The sequence below is a fragment of the Solibacillus isronensis genome (assembly GCF_900168685.1).
Classification (GTDB): Bacteria; Bacillota; Bacilli; order Bacillales_A; family Planococcaceae; genus Solibacillus; species Solibacillus isronensis_A.
In genome coordinates, this window is sequence record NZ_FVZN01000013.1 from 103,634 (window position 1) to 130,628 (window position 26,995).

At 39.3% G+C, this 26,995-nt stretch carries 20 protein-coding genes; 8 read left to right on the plus strand and 12 right to left on the minus strand.

Going from position 1 to position 26,995, the window contains the following annotated elements; genetic code table 11:
• Positions 1 to 29 precede the first annotated feature (29 nt).
• Positions 30 to 2,735: an ATP-binding protein gene (locus tag B5473_RS07160; protein WP_079524243.1), complete on the plus strand. Its 2,706-nt coding sequence runs from the start codon at positions 30 to 32 to the stop codon at positions 2,733 to 2,735.
• Complete coding sequence (locus B5473_RS07165) at positions 2,728 to 3,543, plus strand: CheR family methyltransferase (RefSeq protein ID WP_079524244.1); 816 nt, start codon at positions 2,728 to 2,730, stop codon at positions 3,541 to 3,543. The genes B5473_RS07160 and B5473_RS07165 overlap by 8 nt, the downstream gene beginning before the upstream one ends.
• 137 nt (positions 3,544 to 3,680) lie before the next feature.
• On the opposite strand, the gene B5473_RS07170 is transcribed toward B5473_RS07165, so the two are convergent.
• Positions 3,681 to 4,817 carry a SpoIIE family protein phosphatase gene (locus B5473_RS07170; protein WP_079524245.1) on the minus strand — a complete coding sequence of 379 codons (1,137 nt, stop codon included), beginning with the start codon at positions 4,815 to 4,817 and terminating at the stop codon, positions 3,681 to 3,683.
• A gap of 463 nt (positions 4,818 to 5,280) precedes the next feature.
• Between B5473_RS07170 and B5473_RS07175 the strand changes: the two genes are divergently transcribed.
• Positions 5,281 to 5,808, plus strand: coding sequence for a DUF2179 domain-containing protein (locus tag B5473_RS07175; RefSeq protein WP_079524246.1), 528 nt, complete (start codon positions 5,281 to 5,283; stop codon positions 5,806 to 5,808).
• Between the two features lie 58 nt (positions 5,809 to 5,866).
• Here the strand turns inward: B5473_RS07175 and B5473_RS07180 are convergent, their stop codons facing one another.
• The 4 genes from B5473_RS07180 to B5473_RS07195 all read right to left on the minus strand — a co-directional run bounded on the left by B5473_RS07180 (position 5,867) and on the right by B5473_RS07195 (position 10,732).
• Positions 5,867 to 6,823 (minus strand): ATP-grasp domain-containing protein, encoded by a 957-nt coding sequence (locus B5473_RS07180; RefSeq protein ID WP_079524247.1) that lies wholly within the window; start codon positions 6,821 to 6,823, stop codon positions 5,867 to 5,869.
• Between the two features lie 174 nt (positions 6,824 to 6,997).
• Entirely contained in the window at positions 6,998 to 8,701 is a 1,704-nt protein-coding gene (locus B5473_RS07185; protein ID WP_079524248.1) for a sensor domain-containing diguanylate cyclase, read from the minus strand.
• 220 nt (positions 8,702 to 8,921) lie between these two features.
• Entirely contained in the window at positions 8,922 to 9,443 is a 522-nt protein-coding gene (locus tag B5473_RS07190) for a GNAT family N-acetyltransferase (RefSeq protein WP_079524249.1), read from the minus strand.
• A 20-nt stretch (positions 9,444 to 9,463) separates the two neighbouring features.
• Positions 9,464 to 10,732, minus strand: a complete 1,269-nt coding sequence (locus B5473_RS07195; RefSeq protein WP_079524250.1) for a histidine--tRNA ligase — start codon at positions 10,730 to 10,732, stop codon at positions 9,464 to 9,466.
• Between the two features lie 598 nt (positions 10,733 to 11,330).
• Here B5473_RS07195 and B5473_RS07200 point away from each other — a divergent pair.
• The 4 genes from B5473_RS07200 to B5473_RS07215 all read left to right on the plus strand — a co-directional run bounded on the left by B5473_RS07200 (position 11,331) and on the right by B5473_RS07215 (position 16,248).
• Positions 11,331 to 12,305 (plus strand): BMP family lipoprotein, encoded by a 975-nt coding sequence (locus tag B5473_RS07200; RefSeq protein ID WP_079524251.1) that lies wholly within the window; start codon positions 11,331 to 11,333, stop codon positions 12,303 to 12,305.
• 19 nt (positions 12,306 to 12,324) lie between these two features.
• Positions 12,325 to 13,974, plus strand: coding sequence for a methyl-accepting chemotaxis protein (locus B5473_RS07205; RefSeq protein WP_079524252.1), 1,650 nt, complete (start codon positions 12,325 to 12,327; stop codon positions 13,972 to 13,974).
• An 85-nt stretch (positions 13,975 to 14,059) separates the two neighbouring features.
• Positions 14,060 to 14,416 (plus strand): hypothetical protein, encoded by a 357-nt coding sequence (locus B5473_RS07210; protein WP_176142048.1) that lies wholly within the window; start codon positions 14,060 to 14,062, stop codon positions 14,414 to 14,416.
• Between the two features lie 146 nt (positions 14,417 to 14,562).
• Positions 14,563 to 16,248: a methyl-accepting chemotaxis protein gene (locus tag B5473_RS07215; protein ID WP_079524254.1), complete on the plus strand. Its 1,686-nt coding sequence runs from the start codon at positions 14,563 to 14,565 to the stop codon at positions 16,246 to 16,248.
• An 81-nt stretch (positions 16,249 to 16,329) separates the two neighbouring features.
• Here B5473_RS07215 and B5473_RS07220 read toward each other — a convergent pair whose 3' ends face one another.
• The 7 genes from B5473_RS07220 to B5473_RS07250 all read right to left on the minus strand — a co-directional run bounded on the left by B5473_RS07220 (position 16,330) and on the right by B5473_RS07250 (position 25,877).
• A complete protein-coding gene (locus B5473_RS07220) occupies positions 16,330 to 16,635 on the minus strand; it encodes a DUF3243 domain-containing protein (protein ID WP_079524255.1) in 306 nt (101 codons plus the stop codon).
• A 174-nt stretch (positions 16,636 to 16,809) separates the two neighbouring features.
• Positions 16,810 to 18,366: a BCCT family transporter gene (locus tag B5473_RS07225; protein WP_079524256.1), complete on the minus strand. Its 1,557-nt coding sequence runs from the start codon at positions 18,364 to 18,366 to the stop codon at positions 16,810 to 16,812.
• Between the two features lie 131 nt (positions 18,367 to 18,497).
• Positions 18,498 to 19,244, minus strand: a complete 747-nt coding sequence (locus tag B5473_RS07230) for an amidohydrolase family protein (RefSeq protein ID WP_079524257.1) — start codon at positions 19,242 to 19,244, stop codon at positions 18,498 to 18,500.
• A 470-nt stretch (positions 19,245 to 19,714) separates the two neighbouring features.
• Positions 19,715 to 21,835 carry a (Fe-S)-binding protein gene (locus B5473_RS07235; protein ID WP_079524258.1) on the minus strand — a complete coding sequence of 707 codons (2,121 nt, stop codon included), beginning with the start codon at positions 21,833 to 21,835 and terminating at the stop codon, positions 19,715 to 19,717.
• 198 nt (positions 21,836 to 22,033) lie between these two features.
• The gene (locus B5473_RS07240; protein WP_079524259.1) at positions 22,034 to 23,458 is read right to left on the minus strand and encodes an NAD-dependent succinate-semialdehyde dehydrogenase; all 1,425 of its coding nucleotides are present in this window, start codon (positions 23,456 to 23,458) and stop codon (positions 22,034 to 22,036) included.
• A 32-nt stretch (positions 23,459 to 23,490) separates the two neighbouring features.
• Positions 23,491 to 24,675, minus strand: a complete 1,185-nt coding sequence (locus tag B5473_RS07245) for a CaiB/BaiF CoA transferase family protein (protein ID WP_079524260.1) — start codon at positions 24,673 to 24,675, stop codon at positions 23,491 to 23,493.
• Between the two features lie 32 nt (positions 24,676 to 24,707).
• Positions 24,708 to 25,877 carry an acyl-CoA dehydrogenase family protein gene (locus B5473_RS07250; RefSeq protein ID WP_079524261.1) on the minus strand — a complete coding sequence of 390 codons (1,170 nt, stop codon included), beginning with the start codon at positions 25,875 to 25,877 and terminating at the stop codon, positions 24,708 to 24,710.
• Between the two features lie 157 nt (positions 25,878 to 26,034).
• Here B5473_RS07250 and B5473_RS07255 point away from each other — a divergent pair, with 157 nt between their 5' ends.
• Positions 26,035 to 26,985, plus strand: a complete 951-nt coding sequence (locus B5473_RS07255; RefSeq protein ID WP_079524262.1) for an MBL fold metallo-hydrolase — start codon at positions 26,035 to 26,037, stop codon at positions 26,983 to 26,985.
• The last annotated feature ends 10 nt before the right edge of the window (positions 26,986 to 26,995 follow it).

A 26,995-nucleotide genomic window follows, 5' to 3' on the forward strand; every position in this document is an offset into this window, starting at 1 on the left:
ATTTTATATAAAGGCAGGGTAGGAGCATAATGAAGAAAAAACGTAAATTGGGCATTGGCTTCAAAATTACGAGTGGATATATTATTCTCATAGTATGTTTAATCGTTGCGGCGCTTGTCTTGAATAATCAAATAACAAGTTTACAAAAAGAACGAAACGACATTATTAAATATGATTCTCAAATGCGTATGATGTCAAACAATCTGGAACGACAAATTCTTAATATGGAATCCTCCTTACATCGTTATCTAATTACAGACGATGAAAAGCATTTAGATAAGTTTAATGAAGAAATGGCAACATGGAAAGCTTCCTATGATGAATTAAGCACCATTGTTTATGACTTTTCAAGCGGTCAGGAACAGCTGGAAGTAGTACATAGCGGTATCGATGATTGGATTAACAATATTGGACAGCCTCTAATGAAAGCGATACTTGCTAACGATAATGAAGAAATACTTGCAACGTTCAACGGTGTTGAAAGCAGCTTAGCCATTAGTGAGCTGCAACAAAAATTCACTGCTTTCCGTACTTTTGAAACAGAAGCGATTCAAGAAAAAGTTTCGGAGCTTAATAATCAAAATACAGCATTAACGTATAGTCTTTTTGCGATCTTAACATTAATTGCGACTGTGACAATCGTTATTTTCACAATTATTTCACGTAATATTGCCGGTTCGATCAACGAAGTTACTGAAGCGATTCAGGATATGAATGCTTCAGACGGTAAAGTACGTAAACGTATTACTGCCAAAACGAACGATGAAGTAAAAGATCTCGTACTGGCAACGAATTCACTTCTTACAACATTGGAAAACCGTCAATGGTACCAAACGAACTTGGCCGAAGTTGTAACAGCCTACCAAGGTGTCGATACACTTGATGAATTAGGTGAAGTATTGCTGAAATCATTAACGACTCGTACACATTCGGTGTATGGTGCATTTTACATTCAGGATATTCGCAACCATAACAAATTCAATAAAATTTCTGCTTTTGCGGAAACAGGCGATGATGTTGGTCGTGACAGCTTTGAAGTTGGACAAGGCTTCATCGGTCAAAGTGTAAAAGAGAAACGTGTGTTAAGTTATGACAACAAAGATAATAGCTTCCACTACTTAGAAACATCACTTGGAAATATTCCGATCTCGAACGGTATTATCGTTCCTGTACTTTTCGGTAGAGAAGTCGTAGCTGTTTTTGAATTAGCTTCACTTAAGCCTTATAGCGAACAGCATCGCGAGCTTATTAAAGAGGTTGTTGTACATCTAGGTGTAACGATCAACAGTATTATTGGTCGTATGGAAGTTATTCGTCTATTAAATGAATCACAGGCAATGACAGAAGAATTGCAAGTTCAGTCAGAAGAGCTTCAAACACAATCTGAAGAACTGAAAATGCAAACTGAAGAACTGACAACAATTAATGAACGTTTAGAAGAGCGTACACGTGATGCGGAACAAAAAACACATGAACTGGAAAAAGTACAGGTAGAGTTAAGACAAAGTGCTGAACAGCTGCGTCAAAGCTCGAACTACAAATCAGAGTTCCTTGCGAATATGTCTCACGAATTGCGTACACCGCTTAACAGTATTTTAATCTTGTCTGAAATGCTTGCCGAAAACCATGAACAACATCTATCTGAAGATGAGCTGGAATATGCAAAAGTTATCCATGATTCGGGTGAAGATTTACTGAACCTGATTAATGACATTCTGGATTTATCGAAAGTAGAAGCCGGAAAAATGGATTTATGGTTCAGAGAAATGGATGTATATGAAATTCCACAGCATATTCAAAATCTATTCCTGCCGGTAGCAAATCAAAAAGGCTTGGAATTATCTGTTGATGTTGCAAATGATCTTGCGGAAATATTCCATACGGATGTGAAGCGATTCCATCAAATCCTAAATAACCTGCTTTCCAACGCATTGAAGTTTACGGAGGAAGGTTCGGTAACAGTGAAGGTGGATAAAGCACATATAACACCTGCCATGAGACAGCTAAGCGATACATGGATTACAGTTAGTGTGACAGATACCGGTATTGGTATTCCGAAAAATAAACAAAATATTGTATTTGAATCGTTCCAGCAAGCTGACGGTGCCACTGTTCGTAAATATGGCGGTACAGGCTTAGGTTTATCGATTTGCCGTGAAGTTACTAAACTTCTTGGTGGTTGGATTACTTTAACAAGTACTGAAGGCCAAGGTAGTACGTTTACAGTGTACTTGCCAAGCTTACCAGACGGAAATGCAGTTCAATCGAGCATCTCTGAACAGGAAGCAGTTTATACAGATGCCACTCCAGCACTTCCAATGGGTGTATCTAAATCGATATTTGATGAGAAGCATATTTTGATTGTTGATGATGATTACCGTAATATTTATGCGCTTCGTCAGGCATTGGAGCATAAAGGTGTTCACATTATAGAAGCGACTAACGGTGTAGAATGCTTGAATATTTTACAGACGGCAACACGCGTTGATGCTGTTCTGATGGATATTATGATGCCTGAAATGGACGGATATGAAACGATGGAGCGTATCCGCAAAGATTTACAATTACATGAGCTGCCGATTATTGCATTAACAGCAAAAGCGATGAAGCAAGACCAAGACAGAGCATTTGAAGCAGGGGCTTCCGATTATATTAGTAAGCCTTTAAACTTGGAACAACTATTCTCCGTACTAACGGTATGGCTCACAAGTGGGGAAAGTTTACGAAATGTATAGAAAGAAGTTAGAAGTACGATTATTATTGGAAGCAGTTTACACATTATCGGGATATGATTTTCGAAAGTATAATCAACAATCTATATTGCGACGCATTGAACATCGCATGAGACTCAATAATTTTTCATCAATATCACAATTAACCGAATCGATTATATATGATAAAGAGTTGTTAAAAGTATTGCTGAACGATTTTTCAATTAATGTAACTGAAATGTTTCGGGACCCCTCATTCTTTAGGGCGTTCCGGGAAGAGATCATTCCACAGTTGAAACAGCTTGATAAAATACGGATATGGCATGCAGGCTGTGCAACAGGCGAAGAAGTTTATTCAATGGCCATCCTGCTGCAGGAAGAAGGTCTGTTGGATCGTACGATGATGTATGCGACAGATATGAACGAAGATGTGCTGAAAAAAGCAGAGCAAGGTGCCTTCCCTCTTCATAAAATGCAAGCCTATACGAAAAACTATATTTTAGCCGGCGGTACAGAAAGCTTTTCCCAATACTATAAAACGGATGACAGCTTCGCCACGTTTCAACCTTATTTAAGCGAAAACATCATGTTTGCCCAGCATAATCTGGCAACGGATAAATCGTTCCAGGAATTTGATATTATCATTTGCCGCAATGTGCTCATTTATTTTACACCTGAGCTGCAGCATGAAGTGCATCACCTCTTTTATGATAGCTTAGCAAGAAACGGATATCTTGGCTTAGGAGATAAAGAAACATTGCAGTTTACTCCACTCGTATCCAAATACCGCACCGTTAATGGAACGGAGCGTATCTATCAAAAGAGATTTTAACAACTATATTTGAATATGTAAGAAATGAAAAATGGTACATCTATTATGGATGTGCCATTTTTTATTTTGGATAAACAGCAAAAAACTCAATTTTTCTACGAGAGAAAAATTGAGTTCTTATATTTAAATTCAGCTTATTAACTGTTGGCACGTAATAATAATACACACATATCATCCGGTTGATTATGCTGCTGTTCATTCTTCAATAAGTAGTCAATTGGTGAAGTTTCCGTCGACCAGTGGTTACTCGCAATTTTACATAACTCTTTATCAGATTCCAGCTCACATGGACCCATTGCTTCCAAAACACCGTCTGTAAAGAGGACAATTTGGATCGACGAATTATATGGAATAATCGCCTTTTCAATTTTAATATCTTCAACAAAACCTACCGCATAGCTCGTCGGCGTAATCGGTACAGTCTTTTCACCATCAACCAAAGCATAGCCTTTTGGATGACCTGCATTGACGTATTCCACTGTCTTTTTCTTCGTATCAATAATAAAATACACACCTGTGAAATAATACAATATATTTTCTTTTTCATTTTGCAGTAAATTCATATAACGATTCAACTCTGCAATAACTCGTTCAGGGTCGGTCAGCTTTTTAATAGCCTCACGCAAAACAGATGAAATATACATACAAACAAGCGATGCCGACACACCATGCCCCATCATATCCAATAACATGACAGCATAGCGATCTTCATCAAGCTTGTCCCAATAATATAAATCTCCTGCTAAATTTGATGATGGTAAATAAGAAGCGGTAATCGAAATATTCGGTTCATGAACTGGTGGGCTTAAAAGACTTTGTTGGACACGGGCTGCCAGATCCAACTCTCTTTGAATAATCTTTTCCTGATTTGTATGCCAGTCCAGTTCTTTTTTCAACCTTTTCCCAACACGTATACGGGCTAATAATTCTATTCGATTAATAGGTTTCGTTATGTAATCAATGCCGCCAACATCTAAAGCTTCCGACAACTTCACCTTATCTTCCAGTGCCGTGACGAAAATTACCTGGATATCTTTCCATTGAGGATTTTGTTTTAAAATACGACAAGCTTCAATTCCATCCATCTCTGGCATCATAACATCCAATAAAATAACATTAATATCATAGCACTTAGGAGCATTGGATGCATCTAGGTAGTCAAACATTTCTTTTGCAGATTGTACGGAAACAAACTTCTCATAACCATCACTTTTCAATATTTTTTCAATAACAAAGAGGTTAACTTGGTTATCGTCTACAACAAGAATGGTCATTACATCAACTTCTCTCTATTTTTTTAGATAAAGCATAATTCATTGCCCGTTCCACATAATTATACAGAAAACAACAGGTAAAAGAAATGCGGAGGCTTTCTTGTCGCATTTTCAGTCTATAAGTCTTATTAGCTATGTACTATGTATAATATAAGTAACTGATAGACTTGTTACGAAAGCTCCTACCTGTCTCTTTTTCTAAAATAAAAGTAATACGTTTTAACGAAAAATTTGCTATGGATTATCCTCATATATGTTTCCCACAAATAAAGGACGGGTAAACATATAAGTTATGTTTTTTTTTGAGAAATTTTGTATAGAATATTCTTTATTGGGGAAAGCGCTATTAGTCAGGGTAAATAATACGTTAAATCATACTTCTCTATATAATCTTATCTATTGCAATTGTAAGAGTGTACATATTATGATGAGCATAATTATTTAAAGAAAAGGATTCGATTTGATGAAAGAAATTTTGCTAATTCTATTATTACAACTACTTTACGTTCCTTTATTTACACTGCGTACAATTTTTTTAGTAAAAAATATTACAACGCTCGCTTCAATGATCGGAATCGTTGAAATGCTCATCTATGTGTTTGGTCTGTCTCTTGTTTTCAGCGGCGACCAAGGTTTTCTTGCAATGGTCGTTTATGCGGTCGGTTTTGGTCTAGGGATCATTATCGGAACGCGCATTGAGCAAAAACTGGCGATTGGCTATATTTATGTAACGATCAATACGCAAAAACGCAATGAAGAGCTGATCCAAGTTATGAGAAATGAAGGGTTTGCGGTAACGACATACGTTGGAGAAGGCCGTGACAGCCAGCGTTATAAATATGAAATTTTAACGAAACGGAATCGTGAAAAAGAATTATTTATGCTTGTTCAGCATCATGAGCCATCTGCGTTTATCATTTCATATGAACCGAAATCGTTTAAAGGCGGTTTCTTAGTAAAACGAATGAAGCAGCATAAGAAACATAAATAAAAAAGTCCAATGAAGAAAGTGGCAGTATTGCGCTCCCCCCTTCATTGGACTTTTTATATTAGTTCACTTTTTGAGCTGTTACTTTTTCCAGTTCCTGTCCTAAAAACTTCGCAAGCTGCAGCATTGCATACTTCTCTTCTTTTGACTCTGCGTCCGGGTTGTAGTTCGTATTTGTGTTAACATCATACGTAAATACTTCGCCTTTTGCATTGCGGATAAATTCAATGCCCGCTACATCAATTCCACTGTCTTTCAGGAAATTTGCATAGTTTTCAAGCAGCTTTGTTTCGTTGTTTTCGACGATTTCAAATTTTGCACGCTGTTCTTTCGGCTCTTCCCCTACCGGACAGAACAAATCGCCAATTTGGCATACGTCTGCAGGACATAGCTCAAATCCTTCTGATGTATCGACTTGAACTGAGTAGAAATACTCGCCGCCGATAAATTCAACACGTGTGATGTACGATTCAGGTGATTCGATATATTCCTGGATTAGCACAATTCCATCAACAGGCTCTTCGTAGTCCGGTTTAGCCAAATGCTCTTCAAGTGCAGCGATTGAATAGAACAGCTGAACACCCAATCCTTTTCCTGCACGATTATGCTTCGTAATAAACGGTACGATATTCAATGCTTTTGCTGCTTCAACAATTTGCTGTTTTCCAACAGCAGCAATTGTTTTCGGTGTTTTAATTCCGTGCTTTTCCAGTGCCGTATACTGTTTTACTTTACTTAACTCCAAGCGTAATGCATTACTGCCGTTCAATACTTTTCTTCCGTGGAATTCAAGCCAGTCCAGTACTGCTCCTGTCAGTTCAGGTGCGTAACGGTGATCACGCGTATGTGATGAGGCACTCATTCGGTTGTAGAATACGCCTTCTGGTGGGGCTTCAGTTAAGTTGACGATTCCCTCGTCTAAATGCCAAGTTTCATATGGTAAGTTTAATTCTTCTAAACGATTTACTAAGTGACGTGTCCAATCATCATTTTCATGGATTACGTAGATTTTTGCCATCTGTCATTCCTCCGATGTGTTACAAAGCTTTTACACAGAATTTTTCAACTTTAAAGATTATACTTCCATCATACATTAATTCATATGAAATTAGTATGATTTGCTACTTGGTAATTAATAAAATTTCTTTGGAAAATAATAAAAGAACTCCATAGCGTTAACTAAGGAGTTCTTTTAACGTGAATACTCTGCTACTTTGTTGCGTCCTGCCTGTTTGGCTCCGATATAAAGGGCACGGTCGGCGTTGCGTAAAAGTCCTTTCGTTTCATCCGTGTCATCCGGTACATTCGAAACGCCGATGCTCACTGTAATAAATACCAGCTCTTTCTGACCCTCTTCGGCTAAATCGGATTCAATTAAAAATGGTGTTACTTCTACACATTGACGAATTTCTTCACCTAATTGGACTGCTTCTTCCTTCGTCATATGCGGTAGGAGCATGACAAACTCTTCTCCCCCATACCTTGCCAAAACCGCTTCTTCCGGAACAAAGTTTTCCAGCAGCTTCGCAAAATTTTGAAGGATGAGATTCCCTGCATGATGGCCATACGTGTCATTAATTCGTTTGAAATAATCGATATCCATCATTAACAATGAAAACTGCAAATGCGGGTTCGCTTTAATCCGCTCCTGTTCCATCACTAGCCTTTTATCTAAATAATGATAATTATATAAACCTGTTAATGCACATGTCTCACTTTTCTCAACTGCCGCGCTGAAATATTTCGCTTTTTCCAGAGACACCGCAAAATACGTCGACAGTAAGTGAACGATATCCATCTGGTACTTTTCGAAAGCGTTCTTTTTACGTGCCGTTAAAATCAGCGTTCCTTCCGTCTTTTGATTACGGTGTATAGGAACTATCATGACACTATTCATATCGAAAGGAATAAAATCCGGAGCATCTTTTTCCCATTCTTTCGCACTAGAGAACACTTTTTTGTCTTCTGTCTGGAAGCAAATATGAATAAAGGAATCTCGTATTGAATCTGAATCAGCCTGAATTTCGATATCTTTTCCGTCTACTCTTGCACGCAAAATCACATATTTTCCTTGAATATGGTCCACAAGATACATGGCATCATGTGCAAAGAGCTGGCCCACCCGATTCATAAACAGTTCAATAATTTGCTGTGCGCTTAATCGGTCTGCAAGCTCATGACCAAACTCGCTTGCTTTACTGAGCGAATGGTTGACCCGTTCCGAAATATTGTACATTTTTGCAATAAACGTTATCGCAAAAAACGGAATGCCGAGCAGGAAAATCGCCGGTGCTCCTATTTCATTTATCAGAATAACTAATGTGACTGCAAACGGGATCGTAATAGTCGCACTGCCATAATCCCATAATATATGTTCACTGAAATACTTTTCGTTTTCTCCTGTAAAACGGTCACGCACATACAAAATCGTATGATTGATAAACAAATGCAATCCGACAAATACTGTTCCGTAAAGCAGTAAATGCGTTAAATTCGAATTCCCTACTTCAAACCCTGCTAAATGCACAATGCCAGCAGCGAAAAACGATGTATAGGCAAACATCCACGAAGTAAAAATAATGCGGTAAAACGCATCTTTATGATTTCTCATCTGGTAAATAATCGGCAAAATACTTAACTGGACGATCAGCATTTCTGCCCCGACACCATACAGCAAGAAGGCCGCCAATGTCACCCATTGCGAAAGAATAATCGTCGTATTCCCGATTTGGAATGGTATCGCTGTTGTGATAAGCGCGAAAATAGATAAATAGACGAAAATTTCCCAGTCAATCGGCTGACTTGGAAACAGAAAATATAATCCGTACATAAGGGGTAGCCCAGTAGCTAACCAAAGCAATAATACATTCTGTTTCGTTCTTCGATTAAATTCCATACCGGGCCCCCTTTTCCACTTTAACTGAAATGTCTGACAACTATTAGTATAACATGTCTACTAAGGATTGTAGCATGTTTTAGTTCCTAATTTTTTATTTCTATTATCCTAATAATTAGAGAAATAATAGGTTTTTTGCTATATCGTACTGTAAAATAATAACATAATATTACAATTATTCAATAATATTATTTGAAATAAGACAAAAAATGTAAATCTTTTATTTAGACTGTTGAATTACTTTTTCTAGATTGTTCCATACATAAATCTCTTCATCTAATGTCTTACCTCCTATATTTAATTGAACGGTTTTAACGTACTTAGCACCATAATATTGATAAAACTGTCTTGTTTTATTCGCTGCTAATACATCCACATAGATTTTTTGATAACCCTGCTCTAAAAAGTCAATCATAATTTGATTCAGTAGTTTTTTCCCGACACTTTTGCCTTGCCATTCTTCAAGTAAATAAATCGATGTTAAATCGCTTGCTCCTGCCTCTTCATTTGTATTACGTGTGCCCCCTGTGACAAAACCAATAATTTCTCCCTCATTTTCTGCAACAAAGATCGTACTTGTTTTATCTGAAATATTATTATCCCAAAGTTTTGTGCGTTCTTCATAGCTTAGCCCATCCAGAAAGCTCTGGGGAATAATGCCTTTATATGTAGTTCGCCAACTCTCAACATGGACTTTGGCAATCCCCGATGCATCACTTATATTTGCTTTGCGAATAATCATCCTGTCTCTCCCCTTCTGAATTACCGTATTTCGAATTGCTCAACGTCACCTGTTTGCATATCTTTCAACTCATATCGTCCGCTCTGAATTTCATTTTCTCCTAAAATAATTACTTTCCGGATATTTTCACGATTTGCTTTTTCCATTGCTTTTCGCAGTTTCTTTCCGCTTAATTCGACTTCTACACGATTTCCTTGCTGACGTAATTGCCATGCTAAACGCATTGCTTCTTTTTCCGTATTTAATGGAATAATAAAAATATCCACAAACGCCACGTTGGCATGAATTTCTCTTTGCTCCATCGCTGTATAGATAACATCCAAACCAAATGAAATGCCGACAGTTGAAATTTTTTCTTCTGAACCGATCAAGCCTCCAATGGCATTATCATACCGACCGCCGCCTCCAATACTTGATTTAATGGCACCATCTTTTAGAAACAGCTCATAAATCGTTCCTGTATAGATTTCCAGACCACGGGCTAAAAATGGATTAAACACACAACTTTCCCCGACATTTAAAACTTGTAAATAATCTAGCAGCTCGCCTAATTCTTCATAGCCTTGCTTAATTAATTCATTCTTCATTCGGTACTGTTCAAAATATGCGAGTGTCGGATTAGCATTCAAAAATTGTTTGATCAATTCAATTGTGGAAGGTAAAAGGTTCTGTTCTTCCAGTTCTTTCAGTAAAGTGACTTGATCGATTTTCTCCATCTTGTCGATTATGAGAATGACGCTATTTATTTTTGATTGAGGGACTTCAAAAAATTGCAGTAACCCTGCCAAAAGCTTGCGGTTATTGAATTGGATCACCATTTCAATATTCAACTTGTTAAATGCATCGATTGTCATCATCATTAGTTCTGCTTCTGCGGATTGGGATTCTATGCCGACAACATCCACATCGCATTGAGTAAACTCTCTAAACCTTCCTGCTTTAATCGGCCCATCTCGGAAGACTTTCCCGATTTCGTAACGCTTAAATGGCAATGATAATTGTGGGTTCATCGCAATCACCTTTGCAAAAGGTATCGTTAAGTCATAACGTAGTGCTAAATCACGTTCCCCTCGATCTGTTAATGTGTACATTTCCTTTAAAATTTCCGCCCCACCTGCATATTTGGAAGCCATTAACTTTGTATAGTTTAATATCGGTGTCTCCAATGGCTTGCATCCATACAATATAAACGTATCTTCTAAAGTGCGCCGTATGTTGCGTCTTATCACTTCCTGATTTGGCAAGTAATCCTGTGTTCCTCTTACGTTTTGATAGTCCATTTTTTTCATATAAATCGAATCCTCCTAATTTTGAGAAATAAAAAAATCGTATAATGATAAAGCTCCAAAACGGCTTTATTATACGATTCAATGCGAAAAAGTCTTCCTATTCATTATTAAAAATTTAATAAAGATAGCAAGACTACTTAATATGAAGATGTAATTGTGTAAACTGCTGAGAATATATGATGCCTTTCATAATGTTCTCCCCCTTTTTTAATTACTACACTATACCGGATGCTTCCATAATGTGTCAACTTTAGTTTCAGAATTTTCTATTTATATTTGTCGGACGTTCTAATATATTTTGATAAGTTCTAATATAATTTTATTTCTTCCAATAAAGTTCTAAAATATTCGACTAATGTTCTAATAAGGGGGTGCGTTGTTCTAATATGACCGTCTGATTAGCTAATATCACTCGCACTTCTTCTAATATCCTGCAGATTTATTCTAATAAAATCCATCTCTTAGATGACTTCCCAATAATTGTTAATTATCTGCATAATTTTTTTATTTTATTTATTAAATGACATGTATACGTTAAAATTGAAAATGTTGGAGGTCGAACTTCTACATAATGTATTTAGTGTAAAGGACTGATGGAATGAAAAGAAGATGGTTGTTTTTAATGAGTCTTCTCGTTGTAGTCGTGCTCTCTGCCTGCTCACAGAAGTCGGAGGAAGAGACAAAGGAACGGGTGAAAATTGGTGTCATGCTGTCTGATGCAGGACTTGGTGATCAGTCGTTTTCAGATCTTGCTTTTGAAGGTCTTGAGAAAGCACGCGATGAACTTGATATTACGTTTGATTACCGTGAACTTGAATTTACCGGTACATATAAACAAGGATTGGAAGAACTCGTTGCTGAAGGACAGGATTTGATTATTGGGATCGGGTTTACAGTCCAGGAGGATATGGAAGCAGTGGCTGCTGCTAATCCGGACGAGCAATTTATATTAATCGACGCAGTGTCTGACCTGCCGAATGTTCATAATATAACTTTTAAAGAAGATGAAGGTTCCTATCTGCTCGGGGCACTCGCTGCGATGAAAACAGATAGTGATACAATCGGATTTATCGGTGGTGTTAAAAATGAAGTAATCGAGCGTTTTGAAACCGGGTTTGAAGCAGGTGCCAAACAAGTAAACCCTGACATAGAAGTGTTATCCGAATATGCGGGTGATTTCGGCGATGATCAGCTAGGTGCTTCGATTGCACGCGATATGATTGAGCAAGGTGCGGATTATATTTATCCCGCTGCCGGCTTTACAGGGGTCGGCTCTATTTTGGCGGCACAGGAAGCCGGTGTACATGCATTCGGTGTGGACAGCGATCAGTTTTTCCTTGCTGAGGATACGATTGTTTCTTCGATGCTAAAACAAGTTGATACTGCTGTTTATGAGGCAATTAAAGAAATTGCAGAAACAGGGACACTTTCGGAAAAAGATAAAGTGCTTGGCATTAAAGAAAATGGTGTAAGTCTTGCACCAATCCGTGTTGTGAATTTAACTGCGCAGGAACAAAAGCAAATTGAACAGTTACAGCAGGAGCTTGCGGACGGTCAAGTGACGATTAAGTAGAAGAAAGGATCGTACAACAGTGAAATTGAAACAGAAAATATTAATGTTGGCATTGGTACCGCTGCTACTGGCTGTCTGTATTATCGGCTATAATATTAGCCAGCTTATGAGCCTGAATGCCTCAACGGAAGAAGTCGTGGAATCCTTAGTTGCCGTTGAGGAATTAAACAGCTCGGTTCAAAGCCTGCAAAAATCATTGAGCGTCTATTCAATCAATGTATCCGAGAACAACAAATATAATATTGAAACGGATTTAGCGCGAACTGAAGAAGTTTATAACGATCTGAAAGGCAGTTTTTCAACAGAACGCCAACGTCAGATTAGTGGACAGTTTGAAGAAAAGTTCGCAAAAATTGCCGAATCGACTGCCGCTTCCCTACAGGAAACAAATGTCGCGGAAATTAAGCGTCAATCCCAGCGTACGCGAGGAATCGTCAATGATGTAATCGAGCTGAAACGCGATGTGAGTGCAAACTATACGGCGATGCAGCAAGAGCTTGGCAATAAAATAAATGCGATTACATGGATTTCCATTATTTCTGCTATCGTGCTTATTATCGTAAGTGTCGTGTCGGCACTGTATTTCACAAACAGAATTGTTGGCCGCATCGGTCGATTAACGACAGGCGCCAAAGAAATTGCTGCTGGGAATTTAAATGTGCAGTTTGAAGATCAGGAGGCTGATGATGAAGTTGGTGAACTGCAAACTTCATTCCGCCAAATGACAGGTAACTTAAAGGAAATCATTACGCATGTATCGGACAGTTCAGATCAGGTTGCAGCATCTGCCGAGGAGCTGATGGCCAGTGCCGATGAAACAATGCTTGGTACAGAACTGATTTCCACTTCCATTCAAAATGTATCGGACGCAGCGGACAAGCAAAAGGAAATGTCGAGTTCCTCTGCTGCCTTTGCGCAAAAAGTACTGGAAGAAGCTGAAGAAATTGCGAATCAGGCAAATCAGGCGACAGCACTTTCTATTTCAACAAATGAAAAAATTGAAAAGGGTTCGGTGTATGTAGAAAACACCGTGTCTCAAATGAACCTCATTCAGTCGACAGTAGAAGAAACAGCGGATTCGTTAACACTTCTTGCTAGCCGTACGACTGAGATCGTCAATATATTAAAGCTTGTACAGGATATATCCGATCAGACAAACCTGCTTGCACTGAATGCTGCAATCGAAGCAGCACGTGCGGGTGAAGCTGGTAAAGGCTTTGCCGTTGTCGCGGATGAAGTGAAGAAATTATCCGAACAGACGAAGCAGTCCGTATCCGATATTTCGCGCATTGCCGCTGAAATTGAAAACGATACGACGACAACCGTTTCATCGATTCAGCAAGTGAAGGACCGCGTCAAAGCCGGGATTACAATTTCGCATGATACGAAGGCAACGTTTGATGAAATTCTTGCTATTATTGGGCAAGTACAAAATCAGGTAAACGAGATTACCGCTGTATCTGACAGCATCCATTCGAAAATGGAATCGGTGTCCGAACAATCACTTGAGATGGCGACGATTTCCGAAACTACGGCAGACAATACCGTGTCGGTCGCATCTGCTTCTGAAGAGCAGCTTGCTTCGATGTCAGAAGTAAATACCGCAGCTGGTTCCCTTGCCCACCTTGCCGAAGAGCTGCAAGGTATTGTGGCGAAGTTTAGAACATGACTATATTCCGAAATCCTATTATAGGGTTTCGGTTTTTTTATTGGCTTTGGATGGGTTGGTTTTATTAGAAGAATTGATGCCGATATTGGAAGTCCGCGGTGGGTTATTAGAACATCTGTTAAGTTTATTAGAAGTTATCTTTAAACGGGCTTCAAGTGTGGCAAAGTTTCTTTATTTTGCTGTATGCGGAATGCGGCTTCATGTTTTATTAGAAGAGTTGCGCCTGATATTAGAAGATCGCGGTTCGTTATTAGAACATTCACCGCCTTTATTAGCACATCCCGGATACTTATTAGTACAACCGGCGCTTATATTAGAACATCGGACTTTTATTAGAAAACTTTTCGATATATTAGAACATCCCCACAATTTATTAGAAAATCCTACCTCAGCAATTCGATTCCATACACAGAAATGTTATATGACAAAATATCCTGCTTAAAACATAATAAATTTTACTTAACTCCAATACTTCACTTCTAGTCTAAATAACTACCTACCTCCCTCATAAATTAGCCTTAAGTACTTTAAATTTAAACCGAAGTTATAGATATATTTTAACTATGACATTCGGAGGAAAATAAAATTATGAATATTGGAAAGAAACTACTCGGGAGCTTTGGTATCGTTATTGCGATTCTTATTTTTCTCTCAGCATTTTCTGTCATTAAGATGACTGAAATTGATGAGGATTATTCGTTCGTAATTCAAGATCGAGTTTATAAAGTAACGGAACTCTCAGCAATTCAAAATGCTACATCATTACAAGGGCTGTATATCCGCTCTTATGTTTTACGTCAGGACCCGGCTGATTTAGAAAGCCTTACTACTCAAAGAGAGACGATTGAAAATACAATCAGCGACATTGAAGGATTATTCAGAACAGCTGAAATGCAGGAACAAATCAAGACTCTAAAAGAAAACCAAGCACTATACAATGACTATGTAACCCAAGTTATTGACTATATGGATAACGATGAACTTGATAAAGCCAATAATATGCTATTTGAGTTCGCTGTACCTGCTAACCGCACAATTCAGCAAACAATCAACAGCATTGTTGATTTTCAAAAGGAGCAAATGCATACGACAAGCGATGAAACAACAGCAAGTGCAAGTATTAGTAAAACGCTGATGATTACGGTTTCCGTAATAGGGATTTTACTTGCTGCATGCTTAGGTTTTTTAATTACAATCAGCATTACCCGTCCGTTACACAGATTAATAAATGCAGCAAATGTTATTGCGAATGGCGATTTACGTGAGGAAGACATTCAGGTTAAATCCAAAGATGAGATTAAAGAACTTGCGACTGCCTTTAATGCAATGAAAGCCAGTCTTTCGAACTTAATCAGCAATGTATCGCTAAATGTTTCAAGTACAACGGCAGCTTCTGAACAGCTGGCGAGCAGTACCGATGAAGTGTCGGCCGCTTCCGCTGATATTGCAAAGCGTGTGGAAACTGTTGCTGAAGGCGGTAGTAACGCTGCGGCAATCGGAAATGACTGCGCTATCGCAATGGACGAGACAGCTCAAGGTGTGAGCCGAATTGCTGAAGCCGCGCAAGTATTGAACTCACATGCGATGGATATGCAAACAATTGCTGGAGAAGGCGAGCATACATTACAGACAGCTGAACAGCAAATGTCGGTTATTCAGCATTCTTCATATGAAACAAAAGAAAAAATTAAGCAGCTGAGCAGACAATCTGCCGAAATCGAAAACATAACAAAAGTGATTACGGATATTACAGATCAGACAAACCTGCTTGCTCTTAATGCGGCGATTGAAGCAGCCCGTGCAGGTGAACATGGTAAAGGATTTGCCGTTGTTGCTGATGAAGTGCGCAAACTTGCTGAGCAATCGAAAAACTCGGCATCACAAATTGCCGGCCTAACTTCGACGATTCAACAAGATACGAGAGAAGTTGAAGAAAGCGTTAATACAACAGTTCACAATGTTGATCAAGGTGTAATTTACTTACAAAATGCGCAAGTTTCATTTAATCATATTGTCGGTTCGATCACAGAGATGACTGCTCAAATTCAGGAAGTGTCTGCATCGTCCGAACAAATTTCCGCAAGTACTGAGGAAGTTGCGGCATCTATTGCTGAGATGGCCCATGCTGCTAACGGGGCTGCCGGTGAGATTGGCATAGTCCTATCAGCGGTTGAAGAACAGACAGCTACTATGCAGGAAATTAACGCTGTCGCCCAATCATTGAGCGAAGGCGCTGTCGGAGTTCAAGAACAAATTAATGAGTTTAAAGTGTAGAAAATATAAAAAACGCAAAAGCTGTAAATTCAGCTTTTGCGTTTATTTATATTGGACTCTACTAAACTCTAATCCAACGAATTAATCTGCTTGTACCATTTTCACTAGCACACTTGCCAATGCTTTCTTTTCGCTTTCATCTGCTACTTTCCATAATTCCTGTAGCACTTTTTCTTCACTGTTTCGAGGTTCTTCGTTTTTAGCTAAATGATCCGCTACAAACTTGGCGCCTTTTGCCAACATGTCATCGCTCAAACCTAGTCGTTCACCTTTAGCAAGCTGGTCGTTCAAATAGCTTTTGAACGTTGAAAAGCTTTCTAAAATCTGATCTTTTTTTTCTGGAGATAATTCATCAAGTTTTTTGTTAATGTTATTCATTTCACTCATTTTGTAATTCCTCCTAGATTGTGTTTTGGCGTTCCCCTAACAATTACCCGCCTCATTTGTAATTAAACTTTATTTCAAAAAAATCTTCTAAATAAAAATTATTATGCATAATATAACTATGATTGCTAAAAAACGGGTACCGCTTCTCCTGTGAGTGAGCAGTACCCGTTTTTACTATCTATTTTTTTCAGTTTTTTCAATATGCTCCATAATTCGTTTATGACGACGAACATCCCGCTTCGTAATTGGAATAACTTCATGTCGGATCATTTTGAAGAAGGAGACGATGAGTAAGAGCATGACGACTGTAAATGGAAGGGCTGATATGAGTGAAGCTGTTTGCAACGCTTCGAGCCCGCCTGAAAACAATAGTACACTTGCAATCGCAGCAATTAAAACACCCCAGATGACTTTTAATCGATTGTGAGGATTCATTGTTCCTTTATCAGTCATACTTGCCATAATAAATGTCGCTGTATCCCCTGATGTAATAAGAAATATGACAATTAAAACAATCCCTAATATCGAGGCGATCGTTGTTAACGGAAGCTGCTCCAACATAAGGAATAATGCGACAGTCAAATCAGTATCAACTGCTTCGGCGATTGTTGTGCCTTTGTTCAAATCAAAGTAAAGTGCCGAACCGCCAAATACCGCAATCCAGAAACAAGAAATAACCGGCGGAATGATTAAAACGCCGACGATAAATTCACGAATTGTACGCCCTCTCGATACGCGCGCTACGAAAGACCCGACAAAAGGTGACCAGGCAATTGCCCACGCCCAGTAGAAAATTGTCCAATCCTTCACCCACGTTCCTCCTGCATATGGCTGCAAACGTAAGCTATATTGTACAAAATTCGTAATATAATCACTGATCGCTAAAACGAAACTTTCCATTATGAAAACTGTAGGGCCTGTAACAAAAACAAATACTAGTAAAATCAAGGCCAAGTACATGTTTACATTACTTAATATACGAATCCCCTTTTGCAGGCCGCTAATAGAAGATGCCATATATCCAATGAAAACTACAACTATAATGGCTAGCTGTACCCAAATAGACATCGGTGTGTTAAAGACGGCATTTAAGCCACCGTTCGTTTGCAAAACACCTAAGCCGATTGATGTGGCAACACCCATTACAGTAGCAATAACAGCCAAAATATCTACCGTATTTTTAATGCCGCGATTTGTTCCTGTGACAGGCTCTAACGCCGTAGATATTAATAAATCCCTTTTTTTGTTGAACTGCATATAGGCCATAACTAAACCTATGATCGCAAATACTGACCATTGGCTAATTCCCCAGTGGAAAAAAGCATAACCCATTGCGAGACGGGCAGCATCCGTCGTTTGTGCCTGGACATCGTTAAACGGTGTTTTAAAGTAATGACTCATTGGCTCTGCAACACCCCAGAACACTAGCCCAATACCAAGACCCCCCGCAAATAATAGCGCAATCCAAGTATGGAACTTAAATTCCGGTTGTGCATCTTTTCCGCCCAATCGGATTTTCCCGTATTTTGAAATAGCCAGCACTAAAAGAAATACGATAATGATAAAAACAGAGAGCAAGTAGAACCAGCCAAAATAATCGGTTGTTAAACCAAATAAATATGTAGCAACATTACTGAAGGCATCTGGTGCCACACTACCAAAAATAACACAAAGTAAAATAAATACTGCTGATACTGTAAAAACAGTATTCGAAAAATATTTCCCTTTCATATGTTCACCTCTTTAAATACATTGAAGAGAAAATACCCATATTATGCTATTTTTAAACATCCTTACTATGAATGTTACTATCTTTCTATAATTATTTTGGCAATGCTCATTGGATTTACCACTAATTTTTATTATTTCCCAAAATACCATGCAGACGCATTCGAATATAAAATCTTATCGCTAGCATGTTTATCGAAAAGTTGCTGGATGAGCGTAATATCGGCCACTTCAAACGGTCTTTTTGCCCGGGTTGACGGCAAGTCTGTTCCGAACATCAAAGCATCCGGATTAATGCTGTAAATTTCCTGCAGGGCTTTTTGTATATCCAATTCGACACGGCCAAAACCGGTCGCTTTCACACGAACCCCTTTATCGACCAGCTTCAGTAAATGCGGCAGCCCTTCTTCGGATAACCCTAAATGATCAATCGAGATTGCCGGTAATTTCTCGATCGTTGCAGCAATTTCATGAAGTTCTTTTGCATCAATATACAGCTCGCTATGCCAGCCGACTAAATCGTGAACACGTCTTGCAAAATAATCGAGCTTCGATAAATCTTCCGAGCCCCCGCGTTTAATGTTAAAGCGCAATGCTCTGACGCCATTTTTGTGCAGTGCTTCAATTTCTTCGTCGGACACTGTATACGGCAATTGGGTTACGCCACAAAATGCCGGGCCTAGCTGCTTCAGTGAATGCAGTAAATACGTCTGATCAAATCCTTGAAATGAGCCCGAAACAATTGCCCCGCCTTTAATTGCTAGATCTTTAGTTTGTTCGCTATATGCGGCAACGTCATAGCTTGGCGGCATATACCCCTGACTTTCGATAATCGGAAACTGATAATCGATAATATGAAAATGTGCATCAAAAATTCTCATTTTCGCTTCCCCCTTTGTTTTTACTATATATTTTTTGTTAAAATATGTCTCTTAAAGAAGCGGGGGTTTTTATTAGAACAGTTGGTGCGGATATTAGAAAGAATCGGCTACTTATTAGAAGTTTCGAGTCGTTTATTTGAACTTCTGTTGTGGTTATTAGAACTTCAGGTTTTATTAGAACATGTGGGAGGTTTTAGGAACAGAATTTACTCTCCCTTTAATACTGTTTTAAAGTGTACGGTTTATATTAGAACATTTAACGCGGATATTAGAAAGAAGCGGCTGCTTATTAGAAGATCCGAGTCGTTTATTTGAACTTCTGCCGTGGTTATTAGAACAGTTGGCCAGTATATTAGAACTTCCGGATTTTATTAGAAGATTTTTCATGATATTAGAACTTTTTCAGTTTTATTAGAAAATCTCCTCTATAAAAAAGACTGTAAGGAATTTCCCCTACAGTCTCTTTCAGCTTAATTGTACACAAGTTCTTTTGGAACGCTTTGTTCTGCCGGGGTACGCTCCCCTAATACTGATCGTTCTACTAGCTCGGCGATATCGTAAGTGCCGACAGTATCTTCCACTTCTTTTGCTTTCGTACCGTCTGTCAGCATCGTTAAACAGTATGGACAGCCGGATGAAATGGCTGAAGCATTCGTTTCCAGGGCCTGTTCTGTGCGCGTAACATTGATGCGGGAGCCTTCTTTTTCTTCCATCCACATTAACCCGCCGCCTGCACCGCAGCACATGCTGTTTTCGCGGTTTCTTTCCATCTCCACCAATTTAACTCCCGGTATGGATTTCAGAATTTCCCTCGGTGCATCATATACATCGTTGTATCGCCCTAAATAACAGGAATCGTGGAAAACAATCGTTTCCTTTACTTCATGTTCCATAGTTAAGCGGGATGAACTGATCAGGTCGTACAGCATTTCCGTATGATGCAGTACTTCCCCTTGCCAGCCAAAATCCTGGTATTCGTTTTTGAAAATGTTATAGGCATGCGGATCAATCGTAACAATTTTTTTCACATTATATTTTTCAAACGTTTCAATGTTTGCTGTCGCAAGCTCCTGGAATAAAAATTCATTACCTAACCGGCGCGGGGTATCTCCTGAATTTTTTTCCAGGTTCCCTAATATCGCAAACTTTATGCCGGCCTCATTTAACAAACGTGCAAACGAAAGTGCTATCTTCTGTGAACGATTATCAAATGACCCCATCGATCCTACCCAAAATAAATACTCAAATTCTTCCTCACGTTTTTTCAATTCTTTTACTGTAGGAATGTTAATCGATGGATCCAAATCACGCCAATTTTCTTTTTCTTTGCGGTTTAGTCCCCAAGGATTTCCTTGTCGTTCTATATTGTTCATCGCCCGCTGCGCATCAGAATGCACGCGACCTTCCGTCATTGTTAAGTAACGGCGTAAATCAATAATTTTATCGACATGTTCGTTCATTACCGGGCATTGATCTTCACAGTTACGGCAAGTAGTACATGCCCAAATTTCTTCTTCCGTAATGACATCGCCGATTAAACTTGGCATTTCTACCTGGATATTCGAAGCCCCTTGCATTGCAAGCTGATTGCCATGCGAATTACTGAATGCAAAAGCCGGTACCCATGGTTTTATTGATGTAGCAACTGCCCCTTTTTCTGTTAAATGGTCTCGCATTTTTACGATTAGATTCATCGGAGAAAGGGTTTTGCCCGTATTTGATGCTGGACACATATTCGTACAGCGCCCGCATTCTGCACAAGCATACAGATCAATTAGCTGTGCCTGAGTAAATTCTTCAATTTTTCCGACCCCGAATGATTCTGCCTCTTCATCTTCAAAATCAATCTTCTTCGGTTTTCCTTTAGGACCAACTTTCTTGAAAAAGACATTGATGGCCGCAAAAATTTCATGTGCCTGTTTAGACTGTGGCACAAACACCATAAAGGCAAATACCGATAAAATGTGAACCCACCAGAAGCTATAAAACAGTACCGTACTCACCGTTTCACTTAACGAGCTAAAAGCAATGGCCAATATGCTGGAAAATGGCGCATAAGCAAAATCAGGTTCTTTGCCAATCATGACCGCTTCAAAAGCAAGCATGAGGAAAATGGAAAGCGTCAGTGCGCTTAAGCCAATATAAACAAACAATGCTTTTCCGTCACGTTTCCATTGCAGCCTCGCCAGCTTTTCAAAGTATCTTCTATAAAAACCATAAAGCACTGCAGCTAGCATGAAAAATACTGTCCACTCCTGCAAAAAGCTGAAGTACTTATGAAAATTTCCAAATGGAAGTTCATATCCTTCAATAAAGCCTTTAAGGATAATCTCGATTAGACCAACTTGAATAATGATAAATCCGTAAAATAGGATAAAGTGCATGATGCCGCTTTTCTTATCTTTAAATAGTTTCTTTTGCCCCACTACATTAACTAATACTGTATTCAAACGCTCTTTTAACTGTAAATCGAATTCCTCTTTTTTCCCTAATTTAATATAAGAATAGCGACTGTATAAAAGGTGTCCTAATAAATACAGTGCATAACCGGCAACGAGCAAGAACAAAATTAAATTTATTGTTGTAAGCATGTATCCACCCCGCATTAATTTAGTTAAAGGTATGTTCACTCGTGTTTGGAAAAATTGTGAGAAGCGAAATGAATAATTGAGTAGGTTAAACTAAATTGTTCTTTTTACCGTTGTCTTTCGTTTCATTCATATCAACTTCTGTATAATCGAAGCGGAGCGCCCTATTATGCAGCCCCGCCTTGATTGAGTAAAAATTATTTATAATTGGATCTGGTGGGAAACCGTTTTAATATCGATATAGTCCTCGATTCCTTGTCTGCCGCCTTCTCTGCCGGAACCGCTTTCTTTAATGCCTCCGAACGGTGCCTGGGCTGTAAATGGTGCCGCATCATTAATGCCGACCATTCCGTATTCCAGTTTTTCTGCTACACGGTGCACACGGGAGCCATCATTTGTATAGAAGTAAGCCACTAGTCCGTATTCAATATCATTCGCTTTTTGGATCACTTCATCTTCGTCGCTGAATTTAATAAGCGGTGCAACAGGTCCGAATGTTTCCTCATAAGTGATGACCATTTCTTCAGTTACATTACCAAGTACGGTCGGTGCATAGAAACTTCCTTTCGAAAGTGTTCCCTCATTGTAGTTATTGCCGCCGCACAGCACTAATGCGCCTTTAGCAACTGCATCCTGTACTTGGCTATCTACTTTTTCAACTGCCGCGTCGTTTACTAAAGGACCGATATTCGTTGATTCATCAATGCCGTCACCGACAACAAGTGCTTCTGAACGCTCCGTAAATTTACGGGCAAACTCATCATAGATCGTTTCATGGACATAAATGCGGTTCGAACAAACACATTGCTGTCCTGCAGATGAGAATTTACTTTTAATAGCTCCTTCAACCGCGAGATCAAGATCGGCATCTTCAAACACAATAAAAGGTGCATGTCCGCCAAGCTCCATCGAAACTCTCTTTAACGTATCAGCCGCCTGCTTTACAAGGATTTTGCCGACATCCGTTGAGCCGGTAAACGTGATCTTTCTTACCGTTTTGCTTTCCATAATCGGATTTACAATATCGTTAGTTCCGCCGATCAGTAAATTGACGACACCTTTCGGAAAACCAATCTCATCCATTAATCTGATAAGTTCCAGTGAAGATAATGGTGCTTCCCTTGAAGGTCTAAGTACGACTGTGCAACCTACTGCCAATGCCGGCCCCAGTTTCCGTGCAACCATCGATAGTGGGAAGTTCCACGGAGTAATTGCCGCAACTACGCCTAATGGTTGTTTAATGACAGAAATTCGTTTGTTCGGTACAGGACTCGGGATAATTTCTCCATATACACGACGCGCTTCTTCAGCAAACCATTTGAAGTAAGATACCGCGCTATCCACTTCGTAGCGTGCATTGACAATCGGTTTACCCATTTCCTTCGTAATGATTTGGGCAAAGTGTTCTTTTCGTTCAACAAGTTGGTCCGCCAGTTTATGCAAGTAATTGGCGCGCGTGTCTGCCGTTAGCTTCGACCATTGTTTGAACGCTTCGCTAGCTGCATCGATCGCTTCTTTTGTTTCTTCGCTTCCAACTTGAAAAACTTCTCCTACCTTTTGACCATCTACAGGATTAAGCACTTCCAAAATAGAATCCGTTTGAATCCATTCACCGTTAACATACATACCTTTTCCACCTTTCCATTCGTAGCAGATTATTAAATTACTTTGTTTTCAATGAGCTCTCTGATTTTTTCATCACTGTATCCGAGACTGCGCAATACTTCTTCCGAATGCTCTCCCAATAATGGAGGGGCATATCTGACTTGTGGCTTCGTTTCCGAAAATTTCACCGGAAATGCAGGTACTTTTAAGTTCGGCACATTCGGATGCTCAATATCGATCATCATTTCACGTGCAATGACTTGCGGGTGCTTTAATACTTGATCAATTGTTTGAATTGGACCACACGGCACCCCTGCACGATCGAGTTTTCCTGTAATTTCTTCACTGGACATTTGAAGGAAACGTTCCTGAATCAATGTTTCCAGTTCATCACGGTATTTCACACGATCAGCATTCAGCTTGAATTTCTCCTCGTTTTCCATATCTATCCATCCCAATGCTGTGCACATTTTATTCCATAGACCATCATTTGCAACCGCGATGACGACATCATTATCGCCTGTCTTGAATGCCCGATACGGTACGAGTGAACCATGTGCAGTGCCCATTCGTTTCGGGTACGTACCTTCCGCCATGTAGCCGACTGCCATATGATTTAATAGCGCCACTTGGCTATCGAGTAAACTGATATCCAAGTACTGACCGATCCCTGTATTTTTTGATGCATGCAGCGCACTGACAATACCAAATGCCGCAAACATGCCTGTCGTTAAATCCGCAATGGACATCCCTGCTTTAGCCGGTCTGTCCTCCTCACCTGTAATACTCATCAGACCCGCGAATGCCTGCAACAGAACATCGTAGCCGGCGCGGTCTTTTTCTGGCCCTGTACGTCCGAATCCCGAAATGGAACAAAATACAAGCTTCGGGTTAATTTCTTTTAAAGTTTCATAACCTAAGCCGAGTTTTTCCATCGTCCCAGTCCGGAAATTTTCAACTAGAACGTCTGCGTCCTTTACGAGCTCTTTAATGATCTCAATGCCTTCCGGAGATTTTAAATTGACCGTTATCCCTCTTTTATTGCGATTAGCCGCTAAGTAGTAGCAGCTTTCATCATTCCACTTTGGTGGTATAAATCTTCTTGATTCGTCGCCAGAAGACGGTTCTTCCACTTTGATGACATCCGCTCCCATATCGGCCAGCATCATCGTGGCATAAGGTCCTGCCAGTGTCCGGGACAAATCCAGTACTTTAAATCCTTCCAATGGTAGTCTCACGTGATCTCTCCTGTTCTTTGCTGCATAATCAATTATCTTACAGCTAACTTACTGCCTTTAAATGCTCTGCGCAGTTCGCCGCTAATAATATTTTTCTGGATTTCCGATGTACCTTCATAAATTTTCGTAATTCGTGCATCGCGGTAATAGCGTTCGATCGGATAATCTCTTACATAACCCATTCCACCGTGAATTTGTACAGCAAGATCCGCTACTTTGTTGTAAACTTCCGAAGCGAACAGTTTGACCATTGCCGACTCTTTTACATTTCGAACTCCTTGGTCTGTCTGCCATGCGACTTTATATGTTAATGCACGTAATGCTTCTGTTTGCATACTCATTTCAGCTAGCATATGCTGAACTGCCTGGAACTCGATGATCGGCTGACCGAATTGTTCACGCTCATGGGCATAGCTGATTGAATGTTCCAATAATTTCTCGCATGATCCTAAGTTACGGGCAGCTAATCCTGCACGGCCGTTTGCTAAAATTTTCAGTGCATTGACATAGCCCATGCCTTCTTCACCTAGCACGTTTTCCGCCGGCACTTCCAAGTTATCGAAGAACAGCTCGGCCGAATGGGAACCACGCAAGCCCATTTTGTTTTCTACTGCACCGAGGACAAACCCTGGCATATCCTTTTCCACGATGAATGATGTAATACCCTTTGCACCTTTTTCACGGTCCGTTACCGCCATTACGGTAAAAACATGTCCATCGACTGCATTCGTAATATAATGTTTTGAACCATTTAAAATATATTTATCGCCTTTTCTGACAGCTGTCGTTTTCATGCTTAATGCATTCGATCCGGCTGTCGGTTCTGTTAAAGCAAATGCTCCAATCCATTCACCAGTCGCCATTTTAGGAAGATACTTCTGCTTTTGCTGCTCGTTTCCGAGTTCGATAATTCCTACACTGCCGATGCCGTTATGGGCCCCGATTAACGTTGTATAGCCGTTATGCGTTTTTCCGATTTCTTCAAAAATGGCACACTTTCCGACCATATCGAGTTCAAGTCCGCCATACTGCTCCGGAATGCTTAAACCGAACAGCCCCATATCCTTTGACATTTCAACAATATGTTCCGGAATCTGGTCGTTTTCTTCAATTTCCATTGCAACCGGCTCTACTTCTTCATATATAAATTTACGAACCCCTTCGCGTAATAGCTCGATATCTTCACTTAATTTAAAATCCATCCTAATCTCTCCTCTAACGTTTAATTTTTTGCATCTATTATTAAATCCGTAAATTTGTACTTACCTTTTTTTGAGAATAAACGGTACATCAAGCACAATTTATGTATAATAATAAAAAGAATTGTACTTTTCATTCATCCCAAAAGAGGTGTAGTAAATGATTAAACAACTTACGAATACTATTTCCAAAATAACATTACCGTGTATATACAATTCGGAAGTGAACTGTTATTTAATCGAACAGGAACACTCCTACCTGCTTATCGATACAGGGGAAAATAATGAAGAAACCCTGCTTTTCTGGAAACAATTAATCAATCAATTAGAAAAGCCCATATCCCATATTCTGCTCTCCCACACACATACCGACCATATCGGTTGCTGCCACTATTTACAGCAATTAACCGATGTAAAAATCATTGCATCACAACATAGTAAAGAAAAACTAGTAGCTTTAAAAAATAGCCCGAAAAATACTGGTTTAATAGATGCTGCTGCCCAATATGGCTATGTTTATCCGTACTCACCTAAACATTTGATTGATGAGCAACAGGCTCATGATTTTGAAATCGATGAAACATTTGAAGACGGCGATACTATCCGCATCGGTTCTTCCATCTTCCAAGCGATCGCAACCCCTGGACATTCGAACGATCTGTACTGTTTTTACGATAAAGCTTCGTCTGTACTTTTCGCGAGCGACCATTTAATCGGGGATTTCAATCCTGTCCTAATTATTGAAAAAGATCATTTCAATCCTTTAAAAAGTTATTTTCATTCTTTGGATAAAATTAAAGATTTCTCATGTAATCTTGTTTTATCGGGACACGGCGACAATATTGAAAACTTTAACGCCTTGATCGAGACAAACCGCAATAAGCATTTAAAAAGGCTGCAGCAATTATCGGCCCTTTTATCCGAGAAACCGAAAACTTTCCCATCCATTATTCAGGACATTTACAATAAGGACATTGCAAAAGCTAAAACACAAGTGATGCAAACATTAAGTTATTTAAACTATTTACTGGAACAAAATGAGCTGAAGATCATTAGCAATCAAGACAGCATTGAAATAACAACAGCAGATCATGTAAAATCCTCATCGTAAACAGCCATTC

Excerpts from the sequence above, each read along its gene's own strand:
- B5473_RS07160 (WP_079524243.1), top strand. The coding sequence starts at position 30 with ATGAAGAAAAAACGTAAATTGGGCATTGGCTTCAAAATTACGAGTGGA.
- B5473_RS07165 (WP_079524244.1), top strand. The coding sequence starts at position 2,728 with ATGTATAGAAAGAAGTTAGAAGTACGATTATTATTGGAAGCAGTTTAC.
- B5473_RS07170 (WP_079524245.1), bottom strand. The coding sequence starts at position 4,817 with ATGACCATTCTTGTTGTAGACGATAACCAAGTTAACCTCTTTGTTATT.
- B5473_RS07175 (WP_079524246.1), top strand. The coding sequence starts at position 5,281 with ATGAAAGAAATTTTGCTAATTCTATTATTACAACTACTTTACGTTCCT.
- B5473_RS07180 (WP_079524247.1), bottom strand. The coding sequence starts at position 6,823 with ATGGCAAAAATCTACGTAATCCATGAAAATGATGATTGGACACGTCAC.
- B5473_RS07185 (WP_079524248.1), bottom strand. The coding sequence starts at position 8,701 with ATGGAATTTAATCGAAGAACGAAACAGAATGTATTATTGCTTTGGTTA.
- B5473_RS07190 (WP_079524249.1), bottom strand. The coding sequence starts at position 9,443 with ATGATTATTCGCAAAGCAAATATAAGTGATGCATCGGGGATTGCCAAA.
- B5473_RS07195 (WP_079524250.1), bottom strand. The coding sequence starts at position 10,732 with ATGAAAAAAATGGACTATCAAAACGTAAGAGGAACACAGGATTACTTG.
- B5473_RS07200 (WP_079524251.1), top strand. The coding sequence starts at position 11,331 with ATGAAAAGAAGATGGTTGTTTTTAATGAGTCTTCTCGTTGTAGTCGTG.
- B5473_RS07215 (WP_079524254.1), top strand. The coding sequence starts at position 14,563 with ATGAATATTGGAAAGAAACTACTCGGGAGCTTTGGTATCGTTATTGCG.
- B5473_RS07220 (WP_079524255.1), bottom strand. The coding sequence starts at position 16,635 with ATGAGTGAAATGAATAACATTAACAAAAAACTTGATGAATTATCTCCA.
- B5473_RS07225 (WP_079524256.1), bottom strand. The coding sequence starts at position 18,366 with ATGAAAGGGAAATATTTTTCGAATACTGTTTTTACAGTATCAGCAGTA.
- B5473_RS07230 (WP_079524257.1), bottom strand. The coding sequence starts at position 19,244 with ATGAGAATTTTTGATGCACATTTTCATATTATCGATTATCAGTTTCCG.
- B5473_RS07235 (WP_079524258.1), bottom strand. The coding sequence starts at position 21,835 with ATGCTTACAACAATAAATTTAATTTTGTTCTTGCTCGTTGCCGGTTAT.
- B5473_RS07240 (WP_079524259.1), bottom strand. The coding sequence starts at position 23,458 with ATGTATGTTAACGGTGAATGGATTCAAACGGATTCTATTTTGGAAGTG.
- B5473_RS07250 (WP_079524261.1), bottom strand. The coding sequence starts at position 25,877 with ATGGATTTTAAATTAAGTGAAGATATCGAGCTATTACGCGAAGGGGTT.
- B5473_RS07255 (WP_079524262.1), top strand. The coding sequence starts at position 26,035 with ATGATTAAACAACTTACGAATACTATTTCCAAAATAACATTACCGTGT.